Source organism: Amycolatopsis sp. NPDC043889 (assembly GCF_056435645.1).
In genome coordinates, this window is the sequence record NZ_JBWKEC010000018.1 from 123,882 (window position 1) to 147,101 (window position 23,220).

Sequence of the window (23,220 nt, forward strand, 5' to 3'; positions counted from 1 at the left end):
CCGGGGGTTCCCTTTTGGTGGGCCCCCGTCCTTGTTTGGGTTTTGGGGGGGGGGGGGGGGGGTGTTTTTTGGGTTCCCACCCAAAACCCCCCCCCACGACCCCCATCCGGGCTTCAACCAGACATTGAGCCGGCGAAAAGTGTTCTTGATGGACACTCAGGGGCGCGGTCGGCTCCTGTCGGCCAGGGCAACCGAGCGCGTGACCTGCGGCAATCTTCACCGCTTACGATCCAGGCCCCCATCCAAGATCAACTTAAGCTACGTGGGATTGGGTTCCAATCCCTCTTTGTCGCTCACGGCCCCGACCGAGAACCGTGCAGATGCGCATCAAACGGACATCCACCCGTCAGCTGGCGTCCTTTGTGGACACCGTCCGTTCAAGCCCGCTGTCGTCCGCCCCGTTCGAATCACCAACAGCGACGCTGACCAGCGTCTATGCGACTTCGCCGAGCCCTGGCGTTCAGCGCAATGAAGGGGCCTTCATGAACTTGCGGGCTGCGTTGTACACAGTGGACGCGGCGGCGCGTGTTCGGCCCGGAGGGCAGCGCCTAGAGCCGGTAGATGGTGAGCGCGCTGGGCCGCGACCGGAAGCGGAAGTCGTTGCCGAGCGGGCCGACCTCGCCGTCGGTGGCGACGCGGCGGTTGCCGTTCAGCAGCCGGACGTGCAGCTCCGGAACGTCGAGTTCCTGGTAGACGTGGCTGGCGTTGAGGCTGTTCGTGATCGTGGCGAGGATGAAGCGCGCTCGCGAGTACGGCAGGTCGGCGCGCAGGTACCGGACGTCGAGAAGGCCGGTGTCGAGCGCCGGGCGGCGCGAGGGGGCGAACCCCTTCGGCGAGTAGGTGCCGTTGCCGACGAACAGCAGCCAGATGCTGATGTGCTTGCCGTTGAGGGTCACTTCCAGCGGCTTCGCGCGCCGGAGGGTGCGGGCGAGCGCGATCGCCGCCGACGGCCACTTCGGGTGCCGCTTCTGCAGCTTTTCCCGGATCCGGACCATTTCCGGGTAGCCGCCGAGGCTGGCGGTGTTGACGAAGTAGCGGTGGTCGTCGTCGTGGTTGATCTCGACTTCGCCGAGGTCGACGCCGACGGCGTTGCCCGCTTCGGTGGCGGCGTCCGCGTCGGGCATCGAGCGCATGCCCACGTCCCGGGCGAAGTGGTTGAGAGTGCCCGCCGGGATGAGCGCGAGCGGCAGGTCGTGGTCGGCCGCGACGGCGGCCACCGCGGCGACCGTCCCGTCACCCCCGGCGACACCGAGCGCGCGTACGGTGTTGTCCCGGGCAGCGATCTCGTCGCAGAGCTGATCGCGCAGGTCACGCTTCGCGTCCGGATACAGGATGGTGGCCTTGGGCCAGGCGAACCGGGCTTCCTCGGTCGGATCCTGGCCGTCGATCCCCGAATGCGGGTTGACCAGGACGAGCATGTCCTCCCCGTCGCGCATTTCGGGCGCTTCGGCGGTGTGTGCGGTGCGGCCGGGGACGTCGTCGTTCAGCGGCCACCAGTGCCGCGTGAGGAGGCCGGCGCCGACGCCTATCCCGATCCCCACCCCGACGTCACTGGGCCAGTGGACGCCGGTGTGGACCCGGGAATAGGCCACGGCGGCGGCCAGCGGTACGAGGGCGGCGCCTGCCTTGGGCGACTCCATCGCGACGGCCGTGACGAAGGCGGCCGCGGACGCCGAGTGCCCGGACGGGAACGACGACGAGGTCGGCCGCCGGACGAGCCGCCGGTGCATCGGCACCTCTTCCGCCGCGGGGCGGCGGCGGGGGAACAGCGGCTTGCCGATCAGGTTCGCCGCCGCGCTGGCCCCGGCGATGGCGGCCACGCCGCGGAGCGCTCCCCGGCGCGTCGGCCCCTTCTTCGCCGCGAGCAGGACCGCGACACACCACCAAAGCTTGGATTTGTCCGCACTTTTGGAGAGCGACGTGATCACGTCGTCGGCCCTGGTCCTCGGCAGGGCAGCACTCCGCGCCATCAGCCGCCGATCGGTCCGCCCGACCTTGCGGAAAGGGCGCTTGAGCTGCTTTAACACGGGTTCCCCACTTCCGGCCCGGAACGTCATGCGCGTGAGACCCGATCGGGACGTCCCGCACACCTTTCACCGAATGCAACGTACCGACCGCGTGTCGCCGCCCGAACGGCGCACCTTCAGTGGGTCTTCACCGCCTACTCTGGTGGGATGCAGCGGCGGATCTTTGGCATCGAGACCGAGTTCGGGGTCACGTGCACCTTTCACGGGCAACGCAGGCTCTCCCCGGACGAAGTGGCGCGTTACCTGTTTCGGCGTGTCGTGTCCTGGGGGCGTTCGTCGAACGTCTTCCTGTCGAACGGCTCGCGGCTCTACCTCGACGTGGGTTCCCACCCGGAGTACGCGACGGCCGAATGCGACGACCTCGTCCAGCTCGTCACGCACGACAAGGCGGGGGAGCGGATCCTCGAGGACCTCCTGGTGGACGCCGAGCGGCGGCTGGCGGACGAGGGCATCGGCGGCGACATCTTCCTGTTCAAGAACAACACCGACTCGGCGGGCAACTCCTACGGCTGTCACGAGAACTATCTGGTGACGCGGGCGGGTGAGTTCTCCCGGATCGCCGACGTGCTGCTGCCGTTCCTGGTGACCCGGCAGCTCATCTGCGGCGCCGGCAAGGTGCTGCAGACGCCCCGCGGCGCCGTGTACTGCCTGTCCCAGCGAGCGGAACACATCTGGGAGGGCGTCTCCAGCGCCACCACGCGCTCGCGGCCGATCATCAACACGCGCGACGAGCCGCACGCCGACGCCGAACGCTACCGGCGCCTCCACGTGATCGTCGGCGACTCGAACATGGCCGAGCCGACCACGATGCTCAAGGTCGGATCGGCGAACCTGGTGCTGGAGATGATCGAAGCGGGCGTCCAGTTCCGCGACTTCACGCTGGACAACCCGATAAGGGCCATCCGCGAGATCAGCCACGACCTCACCGGCCGCCGACAGGTGCGGCTCGCCGGCGGCCGCGAGGCGTCCGCGCTGGACATCCAGCGCGAGTACCACGCCCGGGCCGTCCAGCACGTCAAGGAGACCGGTTCGTCGCCGCAGTCCGAGCGCGTCGTCGAGCTGTGGGGCCGGGCGCTGGAGGCGGTCGAGCAGCAGGACTTCAGCAAGATCGACACCGAGATCGACTGGGCGATCAAGCACCGACTGGTCGAGCGCTACCGCGACAAGCACGACCTCGACCTGTCGAGCCCGCGGATCGCGCAACTCGACCTGGCTTACCACGACATCCGGCGCGGGCGGGGCATCTTCGACCTGCTGCAGCGGAAGGGGCTCGTGCGGCGGGTCACCGACGACGGCGAGATCGAGTTGGCCAAGGACACTCCGCCGCAGACCACGCGGGCGAAGCTGCGCGGTGACTTCATCGCAGCCGCGCAGGCCGCCGGGCGTGACTTCACCGTGGACTGGGTGCACCTCAAGCTCAACGACCAGGCGCAGCGGACCGTGCTGTGCAAGGACCCGTTCCGCTCGGTGGACGAACGCGTCGAGAGGCTCATCTCCTCGCTCTGAATTACTCCGTGAAGGCCATCTTGGAAAGCTCCGCGCCCTCTAAGGTGGCCTTCACGGATCTTCGAGGGAGAGGTGCGCCGATGCGCCGTGCGTTGCTGGTCCTGCTGGGTGCGGTCGTCCCGATGGCGTTCACCGGCGTCGCGCACGCCGCACCGGAATGTCCGGAGCCCGCGTGGACGGAGACTCCGACGGGCACGGACGCCCAGTTGCGCGGCCTGTCCGCGGTGGATTCCCGTACGGCGTGGGTCAGCGGCAGCAGGGGCACCGTCCTGCGCACCACCGACCGCGGCCGTACCTGGCAGCCCGTCGCCCCGGCGGGCACCGAGGCGCTCGACTTCCGTGACATCGAGGCCTTCGACGCCGATCACGCGGTCGCGCTGTCGATCGGGCCCGGCGACGCGTCCCGGATCTACCGCACCGACGACGGCGGCAAGAGCTGGCGACTGTCCTTCAGGAACAGTGACCCTGCCGCCTTCTACGACTGTGTCGCGTTCTTCGACCACCGGCGCGGTCTCGCGATGAGCGATCCGGTGGACGGCAAGTTCCGGTTACAGTCCACTTCGGACGGCGGTCGCACGTGGAAGCCGGTCCCCGCCGAGGGCATGGTCCCCGCGCTCGACGGCGAGTTCGGGTTCGCCGCCAGCGGCCAGTGCCTCACCACTTCAGGCCCGCGTGACGCTTGGATCGCCACCGGTGGCGGGGCCCGCGCCCGCGTCCTGCACTCCGGCGACGGCGGGATGACGTGGGAAGCCGCGGACACCCCGTTGCCGAGCGGCGCCTCAGCCGGGGTCTTTTCGGTGACGTTCCGGGATCCGCGGCACGGCGTGGCCATCGGCGGCGACTACGCGGCGCCGAACGCTCCTGGTCCGGCGGTGGCGCTCAGTGCGGACAGGGGGCGCACCTGGCGGACACCGCCCGAGGCCCCGGTCGGCTACCGCTCCGGCCTGGCGTGGCTGGGGAACACCGTGATCGCCGTCGGCCCCGGCGGGAGCGATCTGAGCCCGGACGGCGGACGGCATTGGAAGTCGTTCGACACCGGATCGCTCGACTCGGTCGACTGCGCTCGTGGCGCGTGCTGGGCGAGTGGGGCCAACGGCAGGGCCGCGCGACTCGGCACGGCCTGAGCAAAAGCGCGTGGGTGCCCTGGTCGTGAGTGGCAAGTAGGGTTAGAACACGAATCGCCACTCACGACCGACCCGCGAGCTTCTGAGGACTATGACCGCACAAGCCGAACCAGTCCCGGAGACCACCGATCATCTGGTCGAGGTGTTGAAAGCGCTCGCCAACCCGATCCGGCTCCAGGTGCTCGGGTGGCTGCGCGAACCGGACCGGCACTTCCCGCCGGAGAACGCGATCGCCGACCAGAACGAGGTCGGGGTCTGCGTCAGTCATCTCCAGGCGAAGCTGGGGCTCGCGCAGTCCACGGTGTCGGCGTACATGGCGCTGTTGCATCGCGCCGGGCTCGTCCGGTCCACCCGGGTGGGCAAGTGGACGCACTATCGCCGTGACGAGCAGCGGATCGCGCAGCTGGTCGACTTGCTGGGACGCTCCATCTGAGCCCGGCCGGGAATAACGTATCGAAAATCTGCGATACTTCGATACGTTGGACCCGACTTGAGGAGAGACAGATGGAACTGGGGCGTTTCGGGATCTGGACGTTCGACTTCGAGGATCAGCCCGCGAGCATGATCCGGGATTCGGTGCGAGAACTGGAAGAACTCGGCTGGCCCGCGATCTGGATCCCGGAACGGGACGGCCGCGAAGCGCTGACCCACGCCGGATTCCTGCTCGCGTCCACCGAACAGATGGCCGTGGTCAACGGGATCGCGCGCATCGACTCCCGTGGGTCCCGCTGGACCCGTGGCGCGGCGCTCCTGCTCGCCGACGCGTATCCGGGCAGGCATGTCCTCGGGCTCGGCTTCGGTGGCGCGCGTCCCGGCGTCAAGCCGCTGGAGGCGATGAACACCTACCTCGACGAACTCGACACTGTCACCAGCGCGAACCCGCTGCCCGCTCGGCCGATCCGGCGGCTGTTGGCGGCGTACGGGCCGAAAATGCTCGGGCTCGCCCGCGACCGGTCCGAGGGCGCGCACACCTACCACGTGCCGGTGTCGCACACCGCCCAGGCGAGGGAAGTGCTGGGGGAGAAGGCCTTCCTCGGCGTCGAGCACGCCGTGCTGTTCGAAACCGACCCGGGCAAGGCGCGTGCGATCGCCCGCGACCATCTGCACGCCTACCTGACGTCGAAGTACAACGTGGCCAAGTTCCTCCGCCTCGGCTACACCGAAGCCGACATCGACGGCGGTCGAGGCAGCGACCGGCTCGTCGACGATCTCGTGTTCTGGGGCGACCTCGACACCGTCACCGCGAAACTGCACGGCCACCTCGACGCGGGCACCGACCACGTCGGCGTCCAGGTCATCGGCATCGGACCCGGCGAATCGGCCATGCCGCACTGGCGGCGGCTGGCCGACTCGCTGCTGCCGCGCTAGCGGACCTGGCCGGTCGGGCGGACCACGACCTCGTTGATGTCGACCGAGGGCGGCTGCTCCAGCGCGAAGAGCACCGCCCTCGCGATGTCGTCGGGTTCCAGTTTCGGCTTGGACTTCGAGTCCTCGGGGATCATCGAGGTGTCGACCAGTCCCGGCTGCACGACGGTGACCCGCACGCCGGTGCCGATGGCCTCCTCGCGGATGGACCCGGCGAGCCCGGTCACCGCCCATTTCGTGGCCGAGTAGAGGTTCCCGGGCCGGTGGTAGCGCCCGGCGACCGAGCCGGTGAGCACGAGGTGCCCCTTCGATTCCGCCAGTGACGGAAGGGCCGCCCGCGCGGTGAGGGCGGTGCCGTAGACGTTCGTCAGCACCATGTCCCGCCACTGTTCGGGGTCCGCGCCGCCGTCACCGAAGAACGAGACGACGACGCTTTGTCCCGCGTTGGCGAACACCGCGTCCAGCCGGCCGAAGGTGTTCTTCACCGTCTCGACGGCCGCGGAGATCGATCCCCATTCGGTGACGTCCGCCGCGACCGCGAGGGCCCGCTCCTCGCCGAACTCGGCGACCAGCGGGAGCAGCGCCTCGCGGTCGCGGGAGAGCAACGCCAGCCGGAATCCGGCCGTCGCGGCCCGGCGCGCGGTGGCCGCGCCGATGCCGCGGGAAGCACCGGTGATCAGCAGTACTCGCTCGTTCATGCCTCCAAACTAGGCGGCGTGTAGCCGTCCCATTCGGGCACCGGTTCGCCGGCGAGGGAAGCGCCGAGCCGGTCGAGGTAGAAATGCCAGCCCTTGGCGATATCCGAGGTGTCCCAGTCCGGTTTGGGCATCCGGTGCACGAAGTCGAGCACTGTTCCGTCGCCGCGCGGGGTCAGGGTCAGCTCCACTCGCCAGGTCGGCTCGCCGGTGTTGTGCAGATCCATGACCAGCCGTTTCGGCGGATCGCATTCGCGGATGACGGCGGGACCCGGCTCGGAGCCCTCCTCGGCGGTCATCGACAGCATGATCGTGTTGCCGACTCCGGCTTCGCCCGTCCAGGTGCCGATCCAGCGGGCCGTGCGCTCGGAATCGGTGAGCGCCGACCAGACGTCCTCGATGGGGTCCGGGTACTCGCGCCGGAGTTCGAGCCGGGTCTCCTCGTTGTCCATGACGCGAAGATAACCGTAGGCTTAATTAAGCGTCAACTTATTCGTTGGTCAGGACCAGCCTCCCGCGGAGCCCGCCCTCCGCCAGGCGTTCGTGCGCCTTCACCGCCTCGGCCAAGGGCAAGGTGTCCGCGACCCGGAGGATGAGCGCGCCGTCGTCGACCAAGGTCGCCAGCCCGGCGAGCGCCGCGCCGTCGGCGGCTATCCAAACGTGCTCGACCTTGATACCCCGCAACGGAATCGGGGCGGCTCCGGCGGCGAACACGACGAACCGGCCGCGGTTCGCCACCGCGTTCACCGCGTCGAGCCCGAGCAGCGCCGTGTCGAGTGCCGCGTCGACGCCGCCAGGGACCACCGTCCGCACGCGATCGGCGAGGAAATCGCCACGTGACACGAAAACCTCCGCGCCGAAGCCTCGAACCAGCGCCTCGTCGGCCGGGCCGGCGACCGCCACCACGCGGAATCCCCTCGCCTTGGCCAAGGCGACCGCGTAGCCGCCGACGGCTCCCGCCGCGCCGGTCACCAGAACCGTCGAACCCGATGGCAGGTCGAGCAGGTCGAGGGCCTGGACCGCGGTGAGACCGTTCAGCGGCAACGTCGCGGCCTCTGCGAGGGACACCGTCCGCGGGGCGGCGGCGATCGCGTCCGCGTCGAGTACGACGAAATCGGCATACGCGCCGAGCGCGGCTGACGGCCGGTCCAGCAGGCCGATCACGCTGTCGCCGGCGGCGAACCCGGTGACGCCGCCGCCCACGGCGTCGACAGTCCCGGCCACGTCCCAGCCGATCCCGACCCGCTCACGCGGCGGGATGATCCCCGCCTCGGTCAGGAAACCCGACCGGGTCCCGGCGTCGACCGGGTTGACCCCGGCCGCGGCCACCTTCACTCGTACCTGACCGGGCCCCGGTGCCGGCACCGGGACTTCGGCGAACTCCAGGACTTCCGGCCCGCCGAACCGGCGGACCACCACTGCGCGCATCGTTCTCCTCCCGGGAATCGTTCACGGCGAACGTATGGGGAGTTACTCTCCTTCGGGAAGTACGCACCTCGAGGTGCCCAACCCACACGGAGGTACGCGCACCGTGGTCACGCGCACGGCACAGGAACGCCGGGACGAACAGAAACGGGCCTACGACGCCTACCTCGCGGCCTGTCCCGCCCGGAAACTGCTCGACGAGGTCTCGGGCAAATGGGTGAGCCTCGTCCTCGTCGCCCTAGGCGACGGACCCCAGCGCTACAGCGACCTCTCGCGCCGGATCGCCGGCGTCAGCCAGAAGATGCTCACGCAGACCCTGCGGACCCTCGAACGGGACGGCCTCCTGACCCGCACGGTGACCCCCTGCGTGCCGGTCCGCGTGGACTACGAACTGACCGAGCTCGGCCGGAGCCTCCGGCAGCTGCTGGCCGGGATCAAGGACTGGGCCGAGACCCGGTTCGACGAGGTCGAGACCGCCAGGGATCGTTACGACGCGCGATCGGCGGCTGTCACCATCGGGTCGGACGGCGCGGGCTAGGGTAGCCGGGTGTCCACCGCACGCGCCGAACGTCTGGTCAACCTGGTTCTGGCCCTTCTGTCCACCCGGCAGTACCTCACCGCCGAGCGGATCCGGGGCATCGTGCCCGGGTACGCCGACGCGGCCAGCGACGAGGCGTACTTCCGCATGTTCGAGCGCGACAAGACCGAACTGCGCGAACTCGGCATCCCGTTGGAGACCGGCCGCAACTCCGCCTTCGACGCGATCGACGGCTACCGCATCGCGCGCCGCGACTACGAACTCGGCGAGATCGACCTGGCACCCGACGAGGCGACCGCGGTCGGCCTCGCCGTCCGGCTGTGGGATTCCCCGGAACTGACCGGTGAGGCGCAAGGCGCGCTGGTGAAACTCCGCGCCGCCGGGGTCGAGGTCGACGACCACGCCCCGACCGTCGTCGAACCCCGCGTCCGCGCCGAACCGGCGTTCGGCCCGCTGCTCGCCGCCGTCCAAGCCGGGCGGGCGGTGCGTTTCGAGTACCGCCGCAGTGGTTCGGCCGAACGCAAGATCCGCACCCTCGAACCGTGGGGCGTGGTGTCGTGGAAGGGCCGCTGGTACGTCGTCGGGCACGACAGGGACCGCGGCGCGCCCCGGTGCTTCCGCCTCTCGCGCGTGACCGGGAAGGTCGACGCCTTCGGCGCGACCGGCGTCGTCGAACGCCCGGAAGGGGTCAACCTGCTGCGGATGGTCTCCGCCAGCAGTGGCGAGGACCCGTCCGCGCCGACCACCGCCAGTGTCTGGGTCGCCGACGGCCGGGCCGCCGGGGTCCGCCGCCGCGGCCGGGTGGTCGGCCGCAGCGACGCCGGGGGAGAAGAAGGCGATCTCGTGGAGATCGAGCTGTACTACCCTGAATCCGCCGCCGACTGGCTCACCGCGCACGGGCCGGACGTCCTCGTCCTCGAACCAGAGGTGCTCGCGAAGTCTGTCTTCGGCCGCCTCGAAGCCATCGCGCACGCCGGTGGTGCCCGATGAGCACCACCGGACGGATGCCGCGGCTGCTCGCGCTCGTGCCGTATCTCCTCGCGCGGCCCGGGATCAAGATCGACGACGCCGCCCACGACTTCGACGTCACACCCAAGCAGCTGCGCAAGGACCTCGAACTGCTGTGGATGTGCGGGCTGCCCGGCTACGGCCCCGGCGACCTGATCGACCTCTCTTTCGAGGGCGACACGATCGTCGTCACGCATGACGCGGGCATGAACCGCCCGCTGCGGCTCACCGGCGGCGAGGCGACGGCCATGCTCGTCGCGCTGCGCGCGCTGGCCGAGACGCCCGGGGTGGTCGACGCCGACGCGGTCCGCCGGGCCATCGCGAAGATCGAGGTGGCCGCGGGGCAGGCCCAGCCGTCGGGGATCGTCGTCGGCGGGGGAGTGCGGGAAGGCAAGAAGACGGCAGGCACGCGCGAAGCCGTCCGGGCCGCTCTCACGGCGAAGCGCGCGTTGCGGATCCGGTACTACACGGCGTCGAAGGACGAGATCACCGAACGCACCGTCGATCCGATGCGGCTGCTCATCGTCCAGGCGGTCGGCTACCTCGAAGCGTGGTGCCGCCGCGCCGAGGGTGTCCGGCTGTTCCGCCTCGACCGGATCGATGAGCTCACCGTGCTGGACGAACCCGCCGTCCCGCCGGCGCACGCACAGCCCACTGACATTTCCGATGGTGTTTTCCGCCCGCGTCCCGATCAGCAGGAAGCCGTTCTCGTCCTCGACCCCGACGCACGCTGGGTAGCCGAGTACTACCCCTGTGAGGAGCTCGACGAGCTCGACGGCGGGCGGCTGCGCATCCGGATGCGGTACGCCGACGAATCGTGGATGGTCCGGCTCATTCTGGGGCTGGGCGGAGACGCGCAGGTCGAAAGCCCGGTCGCGCTCGCAGAGGCAGTTCGTCAACGGGCGGCCGACGCACTGGCCCGGGCTCGTCACCTAACGTCAACCTACGAGCAGTAGGGTGACGCCGTGTCGTACCTGCCGAGCATCGCGCTCGCCGTCGCCGGGCTCATCCTGCTCTTTGTTCTGCTAATCAAATTACGCAGAGTCTTGCGCGTACTCACCCATACGATGAGCATGGTGGCTACGAACACCCGAAAACGGACAGGGCTCCTTCGCGCCCGGTCGGCCGCGCTGCGCGTGGCGATCGCGCAACGACGTGGGCTCGAAGACCGGTAACATCACACACGAGAGACTCGAGAAGGAGGCCGCAAACGATGAACGCGCTGCAGCCGTGGCACATCATCATCCTGGTGCTCGTCGTTGTTCTGCTGTTCGGCGCCAAGAGGCTTCCGGACGCCGCGCGGTCCATCGGCAAGTCCATGAAGATCTTCAAGGCCGAGACCAAGGACATGGCCGGAGACAAGGACAAGGCCGCCGAGGCCGAAGAGGTCGAGACCAAGCAGCTGCCGCAGGCCACCACGCCCGCGCCCGCCGCGACCGCGCAGGACAAGCAGGTCGCCGACCTCCAGCGTCAGCTCGACGAGCTCAAGAAGCAGCAGGCCGCCGCGCCCGCTCCGGCCGAGCAGGCGCAGAAGAACGCCAGCTGAGCGGTCTTTAGTTAGCCAAGCGGAGCCTGTTCGCGGATGAGCGCGCCGAAGTACCGGCGCGCTCATGGTGGACCCTGACGAGAACGGACTGTCCAGTGGCGGATTCCGCCTCCGGTGAGGAGCGCCGCGGCACGAAGCGGCGCAAGCGCAGCCGTCGGGCCAACCCCGACGGCACGATGACGCTCATCGAGCACATCTACGAGTTCCGGCGCCGTCTGGGCTTCGCGCTGCTCGCCATCCTGGCGGGCGGGATCATCGGTTTCCTCTGGTTCCAGACCAAGGTGGGCCCGATCCCGTCGCTCGGCCAGATCATGACCGGGCCGTACTGCGGCATCCCGTACCAGCGCAGGCTCGGCGGGGAACCCAACGGTCCCTGCCAGCTGCTCCAGACGGTTCCGTTCGAAGCCTTCATGATCCAGCTGAAGGTCGGTCTCGCCGCGGGCGCGGTCCTGCTCGCCCCGCTGTGGCTCTACCAGATCTGGGCGTTCATCGCGCCCGGCCTCTACTCGAAGGAGCGCAAGTACGCGCTCACCTTCGTCTTCTTCGCGTCGATCCTGTTCGCCGCCGGCGCCGTGCTGGCGTACCTGCTCATCCCGCACGCTCTCGAGCTGCTGATGAACTTCGGTGGCGACCAGTTCATCACCGCCCTCACCGGTGACAAGTACATCTCGTTCATCCTGTCGCTGCTGCTGATCTTCGGCGTCAGTTTCGAACTCCCGCTGTTCGTGGTGATGCTGAACCGCGTCGGCGTCCTCAAGTACCAGACGCTGAAGAAGTGGCGCCGCGGCCTGATCATGGTCGTGTTCGTCTTCGCCGCGTTCGCGACGCCCGGTTCGGACCCGTTCTCGATGCTCGCCCTGGCCGGCGCGCTGGTGGTGCTCCTGGAGCTCTCGATCCAGATCGCGCGCTTCCACGACCGCAAGCTCGACAAGGAGCGCGGCACCGAGGGCTGGGACAAGCTCGCCGACGACGAGGCCGCGCCGTTCGACTACACGCCGAGCACCATCGACGAGGAACCGTCGGCCGCCACGAACGGCAAGCGCACCAGCACCGACGACGTCACCTGAGCCGGGGATGCACGCGGCGCTGGCCGTCCACCCCGCCTCCGGTGACGGGGCCGCGGGACGGCTGCTGGAGTCGGTCGCGGCGCGGCTGCGGCCCGTCGTGGACCGGCTTGACGTCCTCGTCGCCCACACGGTCGAGGAATCCCGCGCGCTGACGACCGACTCGCGCGCGGCCGGGCTGGACGTCCTCGTCGTCCTCGGTGGTGACGGTGCGGCGCACCAAGGCGTGCAGTTCTGCGCCGAATCCGGCGTCGCACTCGGGCTCGTCCCCGCGGGTACCGGCAACGACTTCGCCAGGGCACTCGGCATCCCCGATCGGCCGCACGCCGCCGCCGATCTCGTCGCGAGGCGGATCGCGGAGGGGAAACGACGGAGGATCGATCTCGGCCGGGCGGGTGGCGAATGGTTCGCCACGGTGCTGTGCTCGGGTTTCGACGCCCTCGTCACCGAACGAGCCAACCGGCTGACCTGGCCTCGCGGCCCGCGCCGCTACGACGTCGCGATCCTCGCCGAACTCGCCGCCTTCCGGCCCCGGCCGGTCGTGCTCCGCACGGACGTCGAGACACTCGAACTCGACGCCACCATGATCGCCGTCGGCAACACCCCGTTCTACGGTGGCGGCATGCCGATCTGCCCCGGGGCGGACCCCGAAGACGGTCTGTTCGACGTCACCGTCGTCGGCAACGCGACCCGGCGCGACCTGCTCCGCATGCTGCCCGGAGTCCGGTCCGGGCAGCACATCGCGCATCCGGCGGTGCGGACCCTCAAAGCCAGTCAGATCCATCTGGCGGGCAGCGACCTGCCCGTGTACGCCGACGGCGAGCCGCTGGGCAGGCTGCCGATCGACGTCACCTGTGTTCCCGGCGCGCTCACCGTCGTCGGGTGAGCCCGGCGTAGTCACCCGCTCGCCACACCAGTCCGCGGAACGTCGCGGCAGACATCAGTTCGCCGCGCGGGAAGAACACCCCGCCGCAGCGGTGGCAGAACCACGCCTGCCGCCAGTACTCCAGCGCGTCGGGGATGCCCCGCCGGATCCGCGCGTTGCGCCGCAGCCTGAGCACGAACAGCACGGCGAACAGCGCGACCAGCGCGAGTGCCAAGAAGCACCCGCCACCGCGGAGCACCGGATACGGGTTGAGTGACGCCGCGGTCGCGGTCACCGACACGCCGGTGTGCGTCGTCGCGGTGTAGACCACGTCGTCGCCCGCCGGGATGGCCGTCATGCCTCCTTGCACCCGGTAGGTCGTCTGCCCGCTTTGGAACACCGCCGGCACACTCTGCACCTGGTCGACCTGCGCGCATTGCGGGCAAGCGATCTCCATGGGTCCCCTCTCGATCTCGGATCCGGCCCTTGGATGACACAGGGGTGGCGGCCGTTCCCGAGATCGTCACACCGAGTGCGAACTGTCGGTGGGGTATGGAACCCTGACGAAGTGGTCAATAGCCCTTCTCAGACCCCGGCCGAGGCCTACGCGGCCTCCCAGCGCCGCGCTCGATACCCCCAGCTGACCCGCTTCGCGGCGGAATCGTCGTTCGAATTCGACGACTTCCAGGTCCGCGGCTGCGAGGCGCTCGAAGACGGTCACGGCGTGCTCGTCTGCGCGCCCACCGGCGCCGGGAAGACCGTGGTCGGCGAGTTCGCGGTGCATCTCGCCCTCGCCGAGGGTCGCAAATGCTTCTACACGACACCGATCAAGGCGTTGTCGAACCAGAAGTACGCCGACCTCGTCGGCCGCTATGGCGCCGACGCCGTCGGCCTGCTGACCGGCGACACCTCGATCAACGGCAACGCGCAGGTCGTGGTCATGACCACCGAGGTCCTCCGCAACATGCTGTACGCCGGGTCCTCGACCATCGGCGAGCTCGCGTACGTGGTGATGGACGAGGTCCACTACCTCGCCGACCGGTTCCGCGGTGCCGTCTGGGAAGAGGTCATCCTCCACCTGCCCGAACACGTCCGGGTCGTCGGCCTGTCGGCCACGGTGAGCAACGCCGAGGAGTTCGGCGAATGGCTCGTCGAGGTCCGCGGCGACACCACCGTCGTCGTCGACGAGCACCGGCCGGTGCCGCTGTGGCAGCACATGCTGGTCGGCAACCGGCTGCTGGACCTGTTCGCAGGCCAGGAGGAACACGCGCCGGGCGCCGAACTGCGGATCAACCCCAGCCTGCTTCGCCGCACCGAGGAGATCGGCGGGCGTTTCGCCCCGGCCGGGTTGCGCGGGCCGAGAGGACGGCGAGGGGCGCCGTCGCGGATGCCGCGGTACCGGCCGCCGTCCCGCACCGACACGGTCGAGCGGCTGGACAACGCCGGGTTGCTCCCCGCCATCGTGTTCATCTTCTCCCGCGCCGGCTGTGACGCCGCCGTCGGTCAGTGCGTCCGGTCCGGCTTGCGGCTCAACGGCCCCGAAGAGGTCGAGAAGGTCCGCCGCATCGTCGCCGAGCGCACCAAGGACCTCCCCGAAGGCGACCTCGGCGTCCTCGGCTTCTGGGAATGGCGTGAGGCGCTCGAACGCGGTATCGCCGGGCACCACGCCGGGCTGCTCCCGGCGTTCAAGGAAACCGTCGAGGAGCTGTTCGTCCAGGGCCTGGTGAAGGTCGTCTTCGCCACCGAGACGCTCGCGCTCGGCATCAACATGCCCGCGCGCACCGTGGTGCTGGAGCGGCTGGTGAAGTACAACGGCGAGGCGCACGTCGACTTGACGCCGGGGGAGTACACGCAGCTCACCGGGCGGGCCGGACGGCGCGGCATCGACGTCGAAGGCCACGCGGTCGTCGCCTGGCAGCCGGGAATCGACCCGAAGCAGGTCGGCGGGCTGGCCTCGACCAGGACGTACCCGCTGCGGTCTTCCTTCCGGCCCGGCTACAACATGGCGGTGAACCTGGTCGCCCAGGTCGGCGCCGAAGAGGCCCGTGACCTGCTGGAACAGTCGTTCGCGCAGTTCCAGGCCGACCGGTCGGTGGTCGGGACGGCCCGGCGGATCGAGCGGAACAAGGAGGCCCTGCGGGGCTACACCTCGGCCATCACCGGCGATTTCGACCAGATGCTGGAGTACGTCGAGTTGCGGGCGAAGATCTCCGCCCGGGAGAAGGCGCTGTCGCGTCAGAACACCTCCGCCCGCCGTGCGGGAACCGCCGAATCGCTGGAGAAGCTCCGGAAGGGCGATGTCATCGCCGTCCCCGCCGGGCGGCGCGCCGGGCTGGCGGTGGTCGTCGACCCGGGGCTCGACCCGATCCGCGAACCGCGGCCCGTCGTGGTCACCGAGGACCGCTGGTCCGGGCCGCTCTCGGTCTCCGACTTCCCGTCGCCGGTCGAGGCGCTGGGGAACATCAAGCTGCCGAAGCACATCGAGCTGCGCTCGCCCAAGACCCGGCGGGATATCGCTTCGAGTCTGCGCAACGCGGGAATCTCCTTGCCTGGCAGGCAAAAGCGCCGCGCTGGGGCCAATGAGGACGGTGAGCTGGCCGCGCTGCGGCGGGCGCTGCGCGCGCATCCGTGCCACGGCCTCGCCGAACGCGAGGCGAACCTGCGCTGGGTCGAGCGGTACCAGCGGCTCACGGCCGAGACCGAGCAACTGGAACGCAAGGTCGCGGCGACCACGCACTCGCTCGCGCGTGCCTTCGACCGCATCCTGCGGCTCCTCGGCGAACGCGGGTACCTCGGCCCCGAGTCGAAGGGCGACGGCGAGAACCGTGTCACCGAACACGGGAAACGGCTCACCCGGCTCTACAGCGAGTCCGATCTGCTCGCCGCCGAGTGCATCCGGCATGGCGTCTGGAAAGGACTGGCGCCCGCCGAACTCGCCGCCGTCGTCTCGACGCTGGTCTTCGAGGCACGTCGGGACACCGCGGGGGAGCCCCGCCTGCCCGCGGGCAAGGTGCTCGACGCCTGGCAGGCGACCACGCGGCTGTGGATGGAGCTCACCGAGGACGAGCGGCGCCACAAACTGGACCGCACCCGCGAACCCGACGCCGGTTTCGCCTGGCCCGTCTACCGATGGGCGCGCGGCGAATCGCTGGAGAAGGTCCTCACCGCCGCCGAGGCGAACGGGCAGGAGCTGTCGGCCGGTGACTTCGTGCGCTGGGCGCGGCAGGTCATCGACCTGCTGGACCAGATCCGCGACGTCCTCGGGAAGGCGGACCCGGTCGGAGCGGCGGCCTCGGACGCGGTGAAGGCGTTGCGGCGTGGAGTCGTGGCGGCCGGCGGCGCGTGACCGTCCGTGAAGGCCCCCTTGCCTACCTTCAGGGTAGGTAAGGAGGCCTTCACTACGCGCGAGACCACCACCCCTCGCGGAGAGCCCATCTCCACACCCAGGCGTTGGGCTGACCGGCGGAATGGAAGCGCGTCCGGTGTGAGCACGGTCGCGGCGAGTTGCCCCGACACCGGCCGGGAACAGTGGGCAGGGGCGCCGACCTGTGGTTGGATCGCCCACGACGGCCATGCAGGTCGGCCGGTGACGATGGCGGAACAGGCGGAGGCGAACGATGAGCACGCCGTATGGCGGCAACGACCCGCAGCAGCAGCCCCAGTGGGGGCAGCAGCCGGGCTACGGGCAACAGCCGGGCGGCGCTCAACCGCCGAGCGGCCCGCAGCAGCAACCGCAGTGGGGCCAGCAGCCGCAGTACGACCCGTCGCAGACCCAGCAGCAACAGCCGCAGTGGGGTCAGCAGCCCGCCCCCTACGACCCGTCCCAGCAGCAGCCGGGCTACCCGCAGCAGCAGGACCCGTCGCAGACGCAGCAACAGCAGCCGCAGTGGGGTCAGCAGCCGCAGTACGGCCAGCAGCCGGGATATCCGCAGAGCGGGCCCCAGCAGCAACCCGGCTACCCCCAGAGCGGCCCGCAGCAACAGGCGCAGTACGGGCAGCAGCAGCCCGGCCAGTACGACTACGGCCAGAGCCAGTTCCCAGGCACCCAGGGCGAGGCGCAGGACAAGCCGAAGTCCAAGAAGGGCCTGTTCGTCGGGATCGGCGCGCTCGTGGTGATCATCGCCGTGGTCGGCATCCTCGGCTTCGTCACGCCGGGCTGGTTCAACACCCAGGTGTTCAACAACACGCAGATGCAGACCGACGTGCAGAAGCTGCTCACCGAGACCTACGGGATCAAGGAGATCAGCGCGGTCACCTGCCCCTCCGGCCAGGAGGTCAAGGACGGTGTGAAGTTCACCTGCACCGCCACGATCGAGGGCAAGCCACAGGAGGTGCCGATCACCGTGAAGGGTGACACCGGCAACTACGAGGTCTCTCCGCCCGCCATCAAATAACGGCGGGCGCCGCGCGCGGTCGATCCTGCATGATCGTGTCATGAGCGACTTCTCAGTGCGGCGGCTGCGGTCCGACGAGGAACGGGCCGCGACCGATTTGTTCAGGCGCGCCTTGCACGCCAAGGAGATGACCGACGAGGAATGGTCGGCCATCGCCCCGTCGATGCAGCCGGACCGCGGGTTCGGCGCGTTCGACCAGGAGCTGATCGGCACCCTCCGGTCGTTCGATTCGGAAGTGACCCTGCCCGGCGGCGGCACCACGCCGCTCGCCGCGGTCAGCCTCGTCGGCGTCCGCGCCGACCGGACCCGCCGCGGCGTGCTGACCGGATTGATGCGCGCGCAGTTCGAGGATTTCGCCGCTCGGGGCGTTCCCGCGGCGATGCTGCACGCGTCCGAAGGCGCCATCTACGGCAGGTTCGGGTACGGCGTCGCCGTGCGGGCGAAGTCGATCGAGGTCGACAGGCACCGGGCCCGCTTCCGGCCCGAGGCGCCCACGGGCGGTGAGATCTCCTTGCTGGATCTGGAAAGCACTGTCGAGCAATGGCCTTCGCTCTTCGACGCGCTGCCGCGCACCCGGCCGGGGATGATCGCGCGGAGCCCGCATCTGTGGCCGGGCTACGAACGGGAACTGCGCCGGGCGACCACGCCGGTCACGACCGCGGTGCATCGCGGCCAGGACGGGGTCGACGGCTATGTCACCTACACCGTCGAGAGGGCTCATTTCGGCGCTCCGGCGCTCCTGAAGGTCCAGTCGTTCCACTACGCGAGTCCTGACGCGTTCGCGGGGTTGTGGCGCTACCTGGTGTCCGTGGACCTGGTCGACCTCATCACCGCCGAGAAGCGGCCGCTCGACGAGCCGGTCGAGTTGCTGTTCAGCGACCCGCGGCACGTGACGGTGCAGAAGATCCAGGACGAAGGCTGGCTCCGGCTGGTCGACGTCGCGAGGATGCTCGACGCGCGCACGTACCGGGGCGAGCCGGTCGTCATCGAGGTCACGGACCCTTTCCTGGACCACAACTCCGGCCGCTACCGCCTGTCCGAGGACGGCGCCGTCCGCACCACCGACCCGGCGGATCTCGAACTGCACGCCGACACCCTGTCGATGGTGTACCTCGGTGGCTGGCGCCCGTCGGATCTCGCGGCCGCCGGCCGGGTCCGTGCCACCGGTGCGGCCGCTCTGGAGCGTGCGGACCTGCTGTTCGGCACGCGGGTCAATCCCTGGTGCGGTACCTTCTTCTGACGTTGGATGATCACACCGGTGGGGGTGGAGAAGCTTGAGCAGGCGAGCCGTCGCGACGGTCGGTCTGTGCTGTGCCGCGTTCGCGATGCTGGCGGCGTGTTCGGACACCCCGGCGCCCACGCCGGCGACGAAGACCGTCACGGTCCCGCCGACGACGAGTCCTGCGCCGGGCACGCCCGCCACGTCCGGCGGTTCGTCCTCCGCCGCTCCGGGCAGAGTCTTCGACCCGCGGACCATGCAGGCGGACGTGCGGAAGATCCTCACCGAGACCTATCAGGTGAGAGACGTCGGCGACGTGCTCTGCCCGGCGAACCAGACGGTCAAGGACGGCAGCACGTTCACCTGCACCGTCCAGGTCGGCGACGAGGGCAAGACCGTGACGATCACCGTCACCGGGGACGACGGCCGCTACGAGGTCGGCGCGCCCGCCTGAAAACGGGTTGGGTTCGGCCGGTCCGCGCGGCAGGATCGGCGGGTATGAGCGAATTCCATGTGCGTGCCGTGGCCGAAGGCGAACAGAGGGCGTGTCTCGGAGTCCTGGCGGAGTCCTTGCACGGCAAGCCTGCTTCGGACGAGGTCTGGGCGAAGATGGCCCCGTCCTGGCCCGCCGCCGGGAAATTCGCCGCGTTCGACGACCACGGCACCCCGGTGGGCATCGCCAGTTCCTTCGAGGTGGAGCTGACCGTCCCGGGTGGACGGAAGCTCGTCACGGCCGCCGTCGACGGTGTCGGCGTCCGCGCAGACTGGACCCGCCGCGGGATCCTCACCGCGATGATGGCCGTACAGCTGGAAGACCTCGCGGCGCGCGGCGTCCCGCTCGCCGCGCTGCACGCGTCGGAAGCGGTGATCTACGGTCGCTTCGGTTACGGCGCGGCCACTTTCTGCAGAGGTGTTTCCGTCGAACGCCCCCGCGCCCGGCTTCGCGACGGCGTGGGGCGGGACGGCGTGGTCAGGTTCGTCACCCCGGCCGAAGCGGTCGAGCGTGTTCCCGCGCTGTACAGCCGATTCGAGGGAACGCGGCCGGGTTTCGTGACCCGGCCGGCCAACTGGTGGCCGGGCTTCTTCGAACGAGTGGTCACCGGGGACGACGGGTATCGCGTCGCCGTCCACAGTGGACCGGACGGCGACGACGGTTTCGTCGTCTACCAGACCATCGACACTCGCGACCGGCAGGCGCCGGAGCGTGGCGCGCTCCTGGACATCCGTGAACTTCATGCCGCCACGCCACAGGCCTGGGCGGGCCTGTGGCGCTTCCTGCTGTCGATCGACCTCGTCTCGGCCGTCGCCGGTCGTGGCCGCCCGCTGGACGAGCCGCTCGCCGAACTGCTCACCGACCCGCGCGCGGTGAACATCACCGAAGTCATCGACGACCTGTGGCTGCGCCTCGTCGACGTCCTCGCGGCGCTGCGGGCACGCTCCTATGGCACCGCCGATCCCGTGGTACTCGAAGTGCACGACAAGCAGCTTCCGGACAACAACGGCCGTTACGTCGTCGGCCCGGACGGCGTGGAACGCACGACCGCCGAGGCCGATCTGCGGCTGGACGTCGCCACGTTGTCGTCGCTGTACCTCGGCCACGGCCTGTTCGGCGATCTGGCCTTGTCCGGTCGGGTCGAGGTACTGGACGAGGCAGCGGCCGCCCGTGCCGACGCGCTGTTCCACACCGCGCGCACGCCTTGGTGCGGAACGTTCTTCTAAGTCGGGTTGCCCGCAGGGCGATCGTGTGTCCGTGAAGGCCTCCTTGCCTACCCTGAAGGTAGTGAAGGGGCCCTTCACGGACTTCAGTCCATCCCTAGCGGCCCCGAGGCCGCGCTGCTAAGCCGGGTTGCGGCGAGGTTTGATCCGCACCTGCGGCAGCGTGGGCGCGGGCAGCCACGCGGTGGTGCCCTGATAGCCCTCCACCCGACCGAATCGGTCGGCCTGTGCCTGCCACGCCTCGCGGTACCCGGCGATCTCCTCGTGACTCCGGCCCACGAAGTTCCACCACATGACGAGTTCCTCGGTGAACGGAGTCCCGCCGAGCAGGAGCACCCGAGCCGGTTCGCCACCGGAGTTCTTCAGTTCCAGCCGCTCCGCGCCCGGTGCGAGGTAGGCGAGTTCCCCGGTTCCCAGCGCCACTCCGGCGACCGTGACGGAGCCGATGTCCTGGAGGACACCGTGCTCGAAGGCCGGGTCGACATCGAGCGCCAGGGTCGCTCCGGGCTCCACCGTGAGTTCGGCGCCCAGCAGGGGAGTGAACGCCGGGACCGGTGACGTGGTCCCGGCGAGACTCCCGAGAAAGACCCGGGCGGTCGCGCCGGGCAGGTCGAGCAGTGGCGGCGCGTAGTGCCGGAAGTCCCGAGCGGTGTCGCGATGTTCGTCCGGCAGCGCGATCCAGAGCTGGACGCCGTGCAGCGTCGAGGTGTCCGGTGTGGACACTTCGGAATGCGCGATGCCGTGCCCGGCGGTCATCAGGTTGAGCTCGCCGGGCCGCACCATGGCCCGGGTGCCGATGCTGTCGCGGTGCTCGATCTCGCCGCTGAACAGCCAGCTCGCGGTCTGCAATCCGGTGTGCGGATGCGGCGCGACGTCCATCCCGCCGGACTCCGAAACGTCCTGCGGGCCGTAGTGGTCGGCGAAACACCAGGCGCCGATCAGGGACCGTTGGCGCTGCGGGAGTGTCCGCCGGACCCGGATGGCGCGCGGACCGCCGAGCGGGACGTCGCGCGGGGTCAGCACGGTGACGCCTTCGCCCGGCCTTTCCCGGCACCGCAGCTCGGCCGGGTCGGCCTCGGTGTTGCTCACGGCTTGGGGAGCGCGGCCAGCAGACGCTCCACCGAACGGCCGAGATTCCAGCGTTCCGCGAGTTCCGCGACCTTGTCCGGGTCGGCGGGCTCGGACGGGACGACGTCCGGACGGGACTGTTCGACCGGTGCGTCGGCGGCGACCCGGACGACGGTCGGGGCGACCGCGAGGTAGTCGGCGGCGTCGGTCAGCCGGAGCCGGGTCTTGAGCGGCACGCGCGAGTCGCCTGCGTCGGACGCCTCGATCAGCTCCTGCAGCGAACCGAACTGGGTGATCAGCTTCGCCGCCGTCTTCTCGCCGATCCCGGCGACGCCGGGCAGCCCGTCCGAGGGGTCTCCGCGCAGCGCCGCCATGTCGGCGTAGCCGGGCCCGGCGTTCCCGGCCGGGATCCCGTACTTCTCCGCGATCTCGTCCGGGCCGAGGACTTCGGCCTTGTTCCAGCCCTTGCCGACGTAGATGACGACCGTGGGCGTCGGTTCATGGCGGACCAGCTGGAAAAGGTCGCGGTCGCCGGTGATGACCTCGACGGGTGACACCTGCTCGCGGATCGCGAGCGCGCCGATGACGTCGTCGGCCTCGTACCCGGCCGCCTCGGCCGTCGCGATCCCGAAGGCCTCCAGCAGTTCCAGGATGATCGGCACCTGGGGCGTCAGGGTGTCCGGCACCTCTTCGACATCGCTGCCTTCCGGGACCTCTTCGGCCACCCGGTGCGCCTTGTAGCTGGGCAGCAGGTCGGTGCGGAACTTCGGCCGCCAGTCCGCGTCGAGGCACGCCACGAGCCGGGAAGGCCGCCGGTCGACGAGGATCCGCGCGACGGTGTCGGTGAACCCGCGCACCGCGTTGACCGGTGTCCCGTCGGGGGCGGTCATCGAATCGGGCAGTGCGTAGAACGAGCGGAAGTAGAGGCTCGCGGAATCGAGGAGAGCGAGTGGTCCGGTCACGCGGACAGCCTGCCATGTCCCGCCCCGGATGTCCGTGGAGGACCCGACCCCCAGCCGGGTCCTCCACGGACACGTCAGGCCGCGTAGGGCCGCACCCGGCGCGCGTCGCGGAGGGCGTTGGCCCACCAGTTCAGCTGATTCAGCAGCGTGGTGGCCGCGGCGGAGGCGCCTTCGAAGTCGTCGTGCTCACCGTCCGGGCCGAAGTGGTTCCAGGCGTAGGGGAAGCTCACGGTCTCGCGGATCGTCGCGGCGTGGAGTTCGGCGAAGACCGGACGCAGGTGCTCCACCGCGCGCAGGCCGCCCGAGATACCGCCGTAGGAAACGAAGGCGACCGGTTTCCCGTGCCATTCGGGGCCGGTGGCGTCGAGCGCGGTCTTGAGCGGGCCGGGGTAGCTGTGGTTGTACTCGGGGACGATCACGACGACGGCGTCCGCGGCGGCGACGCCGGGGGAGAGATCACCGGGGGCTTCGGCCAGGTCGATGACGGACAGGGTGACGTCGTCGCGCTGCTTGGCGCGGTCGAGGAACCAGTTCGCGACGACGGGAGCGAAGCGGCCCTCGCGGACGCTGCTGATCACGACGGCGAGTTGGTAAGGCGAGTTCGTTGTCATGCCCAAGACCGTAAAACCTGCACTTAACTTGAAGTCAAACTCCAGAATGGTCTCACTTCAAGAGTCATTCGCAGAGAACTCTTTGCA

At 69.7% G+C, this 23,220-nt stretch carries 24 protein-coding genes; 16 read left to right on the top strand and 8 right to left on the bottom strand.

Annotated elements, in window-relative coordinates:
• Positions 1 to 548: 548 nt before the first annotated feature.
• Entirely contained in the window at positions 549 to 2,027 is a 1,479-nt protein-coding gene (locus AC0685_RS28530; RefSeq protein ID WP_478228338.1) for a phosphatase PAP2 family protein, read from the bottom strand.
• Positions 2,028 to 2,174: 147 nt separating this feature from the next.
• Here AC0685_RS28530 and pafA point away from each other — a divergent pair, with 147 nt between their 5' ends.
• The 4 genes from pafA (at position 2,175) to AC0685_RS28550 (ending at position 6,025) form a co-directional block, all read left to right on the top strand.
• Positions 2,175 to 3,533, top strand: a complete 1,359-nt coding sequence (gene pafA / locus AC0685_RS28535) for a Pup--protein ligase (protein WP_478228339.1) — start codon at positions 2,175 to 2,177, stop codon at positions 3,531 to 3,533.
• Positions 3,534 to 3,613: 80 nt separating this feature from the next.
• A complete protein-coding gene (locus AC0685_RS28540) occupies positions 3,614 to 4,657 on the top strand; it encodes a WD40/YVTN/BNR-like repeat-containing protein (protein ID WP_478228340.1) in 1,044 nt (347 codons plus the stop codon).
• A gap of 91 nt (positions 4,658 to 4,748) precedes the next feature.
• On the top strand, positions 4,749 to 5,090 hold the full coding sequence (locus AC0685_RS28545) for an ArsR/SmtB family transcription factor (protein WP_478228341.1): 342 nt from the start codon (positions 4,749 to 4,751) through the stop codon (positions 5,088 to 5,090).
• 71 nt (positions 5,091 to 5,161) lie between these two features.
• Complete coding sequence (locus AC0685_RS28550; RefSeq protein WP_478228342.1) at positions 5,162 to 6,025, top strand: TIGR03620 family F420-dependent LLM class oxidoreductase; 864 nt, start codon at positions 5,162 to 5,164, stop codon at positions 6,023 to 6,025.
• Here AC0685_RS28550 and AC0685_RS28555 read toward each other — a convergent pair.
• The 3 genes from AC0685_RS28555 to AC0685_RS28565 are packed head-to-tail and all read right to left on the bottom strand — an operon-like array spanning position 6,022 to position 8,145.
• On the bottom strand, positions 6,022 to 6,720 hold the full coding sequence (locus AC0685_RS28555; protein WP_478228343.1) for an SDR family oxidoreductase: 699 nt from the start codon (positions 6,718 to 6,720) through the stop codon (positions 6,022 to 6,024). The genes AC0685_RS28550 and AC0685_RS28555 overlap by 4 nt on opposite strands.
• On the bottom strand, positions 6,717 to 7,169 hold the full coding sequence (locus tag AC0685_RS28560) for an SRPBCC family protein (protein WP_340682084.1): 453 nt from the start codon (positions 7,167 to 7,169) through the stop codon (positions 6,717 to 6,719). The genes AC0685_RS28555 and AC0685_RS28560 overlap by 4 nt, the downstream gene beginning before the upstream one ends.
• 37 nt (positions 7,170 to 7,206) lie before the next feature.
• Entirely contained in the window at positions 7,207 to 8,145 is a 939-nt protein-coding gene (locus tag AC0685_RS28565; protein WP_478228344.1) for an NADP-dependent oxidoreductase, read from the bottom strand.
• 103 nt (positions 8,146 to 8,248) lie between these two features.
• Between AC0685_RS28565 and AC0685_RS28570 the strand changes: the two genes are divergently transcribed.
• The 7 genes from AC0685_RS28570 to AC0685_RS28600 all read left to right on the top strand — a co-directional run bounded on the left by AC0685_RS28570 (position 8,249) and on the right by AC0685_RS28600 (position 13,184).
• Positions 8,249 to 8,680, top strand: a complete 432-nt coding sequence (locus AC0685_RS28570; RefSeq protein ID WP_478228369.1) for a winged helix-turn-helix transcriptional regulator — start codon at positions 8,249 to 8,251, stop codon at positions 8,678 to 8,680.
• Between the two features lie 9 nt (positions 8,681 to 8,689).
• Positions 8,690 to 9,670, top strand: a complete 981-nt coding sequence (locus AC0685_RS28575) for a helix-turn-helix transcriptional regulator (RefSeq protein ID WP_478228345.1) — start codon at positions 8,690 to 8,692, stop codon at positions 9,668 to 9,670.
• On the top strand, positions 9,667 to 10,644 hold the full coding sequence (locus AC0685_RS28580) for a helix-turn-helix transcriptional regulator (RefSeq protein WP_478228346.1): 978 nt from the start codon (positions 9,667 to 9,669) through the stop codon (positions 10,642 to 10,644). Before AC0685_RS28575 ends, AC0685_RS28580 begins: the two co-directional genes overlap by 4 nt.
• Positions 10,645 to 10,653: 9 nt before the next feature.
• Complete coding sequence (locus tag AC0685_RS28585) at positions 10,654 to 10,863, top strand: bacteriophage holin (protein ID WP_005150907.1); 210 nt, start codon at positions 10,654 to 10,656, stop codon at positions 10,861 to 10,863.
• A gap of 38 nt (positions 10,864 to 10,901) precedes the next feature.
• Positions 10,902 to 11,234, top strand: coding sequence for a Sec-independent protein translocase subunit TatA (gene tatA, locus AC0685_RS28590; RefSeq protein ID WP_034306661.1), 333 nt, complete (start codon positions 10,902 to 10,904; stop codon positions 11,232 to 11,234).
• A 95-nt stretch (positions 11,235 to 11,329) separates the two neighbouring features.
• Positions 11,330 to 12,301 carry a twin-arginine translocase subunit TatC gene (tatC, locus tag AC0685_RS28595; RefSeq protein ID WP_478228347.1) on the top strand — a complete coding sequence of 324 codons (972 nt, stop codon included), beginning with the start codon at positions 11,330 to 11,332 and terminating at the stop codon, positions 12,299 to 12,301.
• 7 nt (positions 12,302 to 12,308) lie between these two features.
• Entirely contained in the window at positions 12,309 to 13,184 is an 876-nt protein-coding gene (locus AC0685_RS28600) for a diacylglycerol/lipid kinase family protein (protein ID WP_478228348.1), read from the top strand.
• On the opposite strand, the gene AC0685_RS28605 is transcribed toward AC0685_RS28600, so the two are convergent.
• Positions 13,168 to 13,620: a hypothetical protein gene (locus AC0685_RS28605; protein ID WP_478228349.1), complete on the bottom strand. Its 453-nt coding sequence runs from the start codon at positions 13,618 to 13,620 to the stop codon at positions 13,168 to 13,170. The genes AC0685_RS28600 and AC0685_RS28605 overlap by 17 nt on opposite strands.
• 111 nt (positions 13,621 to 13,731) lie before the next feature.
• Here AC0685_RS28605 and AC0685_RS28610 point away from each other — a divergent pair, with 111 nt between their 5' ends.
• From AC0685_RS28610 to AC0685_RS28630, 5 genes are all read left to right on the top strand, one after another.
• On the top strand, positions 13,732 to 16,509 hold the full coding sequence (locus AC0685_RS28610; protein ID WP_478228350.1) for a DEAD/DEAH box helicase: 2,778 nt from the start codon (positions 13,732 to 13,734) through the stop codon (positions 16,507 to 16,509).
• Positions 16,510 to 16,780: 271 nt separating this feature from the next.
• Positions 16,781 to 17,557 (top strand): DUF4333 domain-containing protein, encoded by a 777-nt coding sequence (locus AC0685_RS28615; protein WP_478228351.1) that lies wholly within the window; start codon positions 16,781 to 16,783, stop codon positions 17,555 to 17,557.
• Positions 17,558 to 17,597: 40 nt separating this feature from the next.
• Positions 17,598 to 18,797, top strand: a complete 1,200-nt coding sequence (locus tag AC0685_RS28620) for a GNAT family N-acetyltransferase (protein ID WP_478228352.1) — start codon at positions 17,598 to 17,600, stop codon at positions 18,795 to 18,797.
• Positions 18,798 to 18,831: 34 nt separating this feature from the next.
• Complete coding sequence (locus tag AC0685_RS28625) at positions 18,832 to 19,230, top strand: DUF4333 domain-containing protein (RefSeq protein WP_478228353.1); 399 nt, start codon at positions 18,832 to 18,834, stop codon at positions 19,228 to 19,230.
• Between the two features lie 44 nt (positions 19,231 to 19,274).
• Positions 19,275 to 20,495 carry a GNAT family N-acetyltransferase gene (locus AC0685_RS28630; protein ID WP_478228354.1) on the top strand — a complete coding sequence of 407 codons (1,221 nt, stop codon included), beginning with the start codon at positions 19,275 to 19,277 and terminating at the stop codon, positions 20,493 to 20,495.
• A 117-nt stretch (positions 20,496 to 20,612) separates the two neighbouring features.
• Here AC0685_RS28630 and AC0685_RS28635 read toward each other — a convergent pair whose 3' ends face one another.
• The 3 genes from AC0685_RS28635 to AC0685_RS28645 all read right to left on the bottom strand — a co-directional run bounded on the left by AC0685_RS28635 (position 20,613) and on the right by AC0685_RS28645 (position 23,133).
• Positions 20,613 to 21,581: a pirin family protein gene (locus AC0685_RS28635; RefSeq protein ID WP_478228355.1), complete on the bottom strand. Its 969-nt coding sequence runs from the start codon at positions 21,579 to 21,581 to the stop codon at positions 20,613 to 20,615.
• Positions 21,578 to 22,522 carry a 5'-3' exonuclease gene (locus AC0685_RS28640; protein WP_478228356.1) on the bottom strand — a complete coding sequence of 315 codons (945 nt, stop codon included), beginning with the start codon at positions 22,520 to 22,522 and terminating at the stop codon, positions 21,578 to 21,580. Before AC0685_RS28640 ends, AC0685_RS28635 begins: the two co-directional genes overlap by 4 nt.
• A gap of 74 nt (positions 22,523 to 22,596) precedes the next feature.
• Positions 22,597 to 23,133: an NADPH-dependent FMN reductase gene (locus tag AC0685_RS28645; RefSeq protein WP_478228357.1), complete on the bottom strand. Its 537-nt coding sequence runs from the start codon at positions 23,131 to 23,133 to the stop codon at positions 22,597 to 22,599.
• Positions 23,134 to 23,220: the final 87 nt, after the last annotated feature.

What these genes read in the sequence shown, in the direction of transcription:
- pafA (WP_478228339.1), top strand. Translation starts at nt 2,175, where the DNA reads ATGCAGCGGCGGATCTTTGGCATCGAGACCGAGTTCGGGGTCACGTGC.
- AC0685_RS28540 (WP_478228340.1), top strand. Translation starts at nt 3,614, where the DNA reads ATGCGCCGTGCGTTGCTGGTCCTGCTGGGTGCGGTCGTCCCGATGGCG.
- AC0685_RS28545 (WP_478228341.1), top strand. Translation starts at nt 4,749, where the DNA reads ATGACCGCACAAGCCGAACCAGTCCCGGAGACCACCGATCATCTGGTC.
- AC0685_RS28550 (WP_478228342.1), top strand. Translation starts at nt 5,162, where the DNA reads ATGGAACTGGGGCGTTTCGGGATCTGGACGTTCGACTTCGAGGATCAG.
- AC0685_RS28555 (WP_478228343.1), bottom strand. Translation starts at nt 6,720, where the DNA reads ATGAACGAGCGAGTACTGCTGATCACCGGTGCTTCCCGCGGCATCGGC.
- AC0685_RS28560 (WP_340682084.1), bottom strand. Translation starts at nt 7,169, where the DNA reads ATGGACAACGAGGAGACCCGGCTCGAACTCCGGCGCGAGTACCCGGAC.
- AC0685_RS28565 (WP_478228344.1), bottom strand. Translation starts at nt 8,145, where the DNA reads ATGCGCGCAGTGGTGGTCCGCCGGTTCGGCGGGCCGGAAGTCCTGGAG.
- AC0685_RS28580 (WP_478228346.1), top strand. Translation starts at nt 9,667, where the DNA reads ATGAGCACCACCGGACGGATGCCGCGGCTGCTCGCGCTCGTGCCGTAT.
- tatA (WP_034306661.1), top strand. Translation starts at nt 10,902, where the DNA reads ATGAACGCGCTGCAGCCGTGGCACATCATCATCCTGGTGCTCGTCGTT.
- AC0685_RS28600 (WP_478228348.1), top strand. Translation starts at nt 12,309, where the DNA reads ATGCACGCGGCGCTGGCCGTCCACCCCGCCTCCGGTGACGGGGCCGCG.
- AC0685_RS28605 (WP_478228349.1), bottom strand. Translation starts at nt 13,620, where the DNA reads ATGGAGATCGCTTGCCCGCAATGCGCGCAGGTCGACCAGGTGCAGAGT.
- AC0685_RS28615 (WP_478228351.1), top strand. Translation starts at nt 16,781, where the DNA reads ATGAGCACGCCGTATGGCGGCAACGACCCGCAGCAGCAGCCCCAGTGG.
- AC0685_RS28620 (WP_478228352.1), top strand. Translation starts at nt 17,598, where the DNA reads ATGAGCGACTTCTCAGTGCGGCGGCTGCGGTCCGACGAGGAACGGGCC.
- AC0685_RS28630 (WP_478228354.1), top strand. Translation starts at nt 19,275, where the DNA reads ATGAGCGAATTCCATGTGCGTGCCGTGGCCGAAGGCGAACAGAGGGCG.
- AC0685_RS28645 (WP_478228357.1), bottom strand. Translation starts at nt 23,133, where the DNA reads ATGACAACGAACTCGCCTTACCAACTCGCCGTCGTGATCAGCAGCGTC.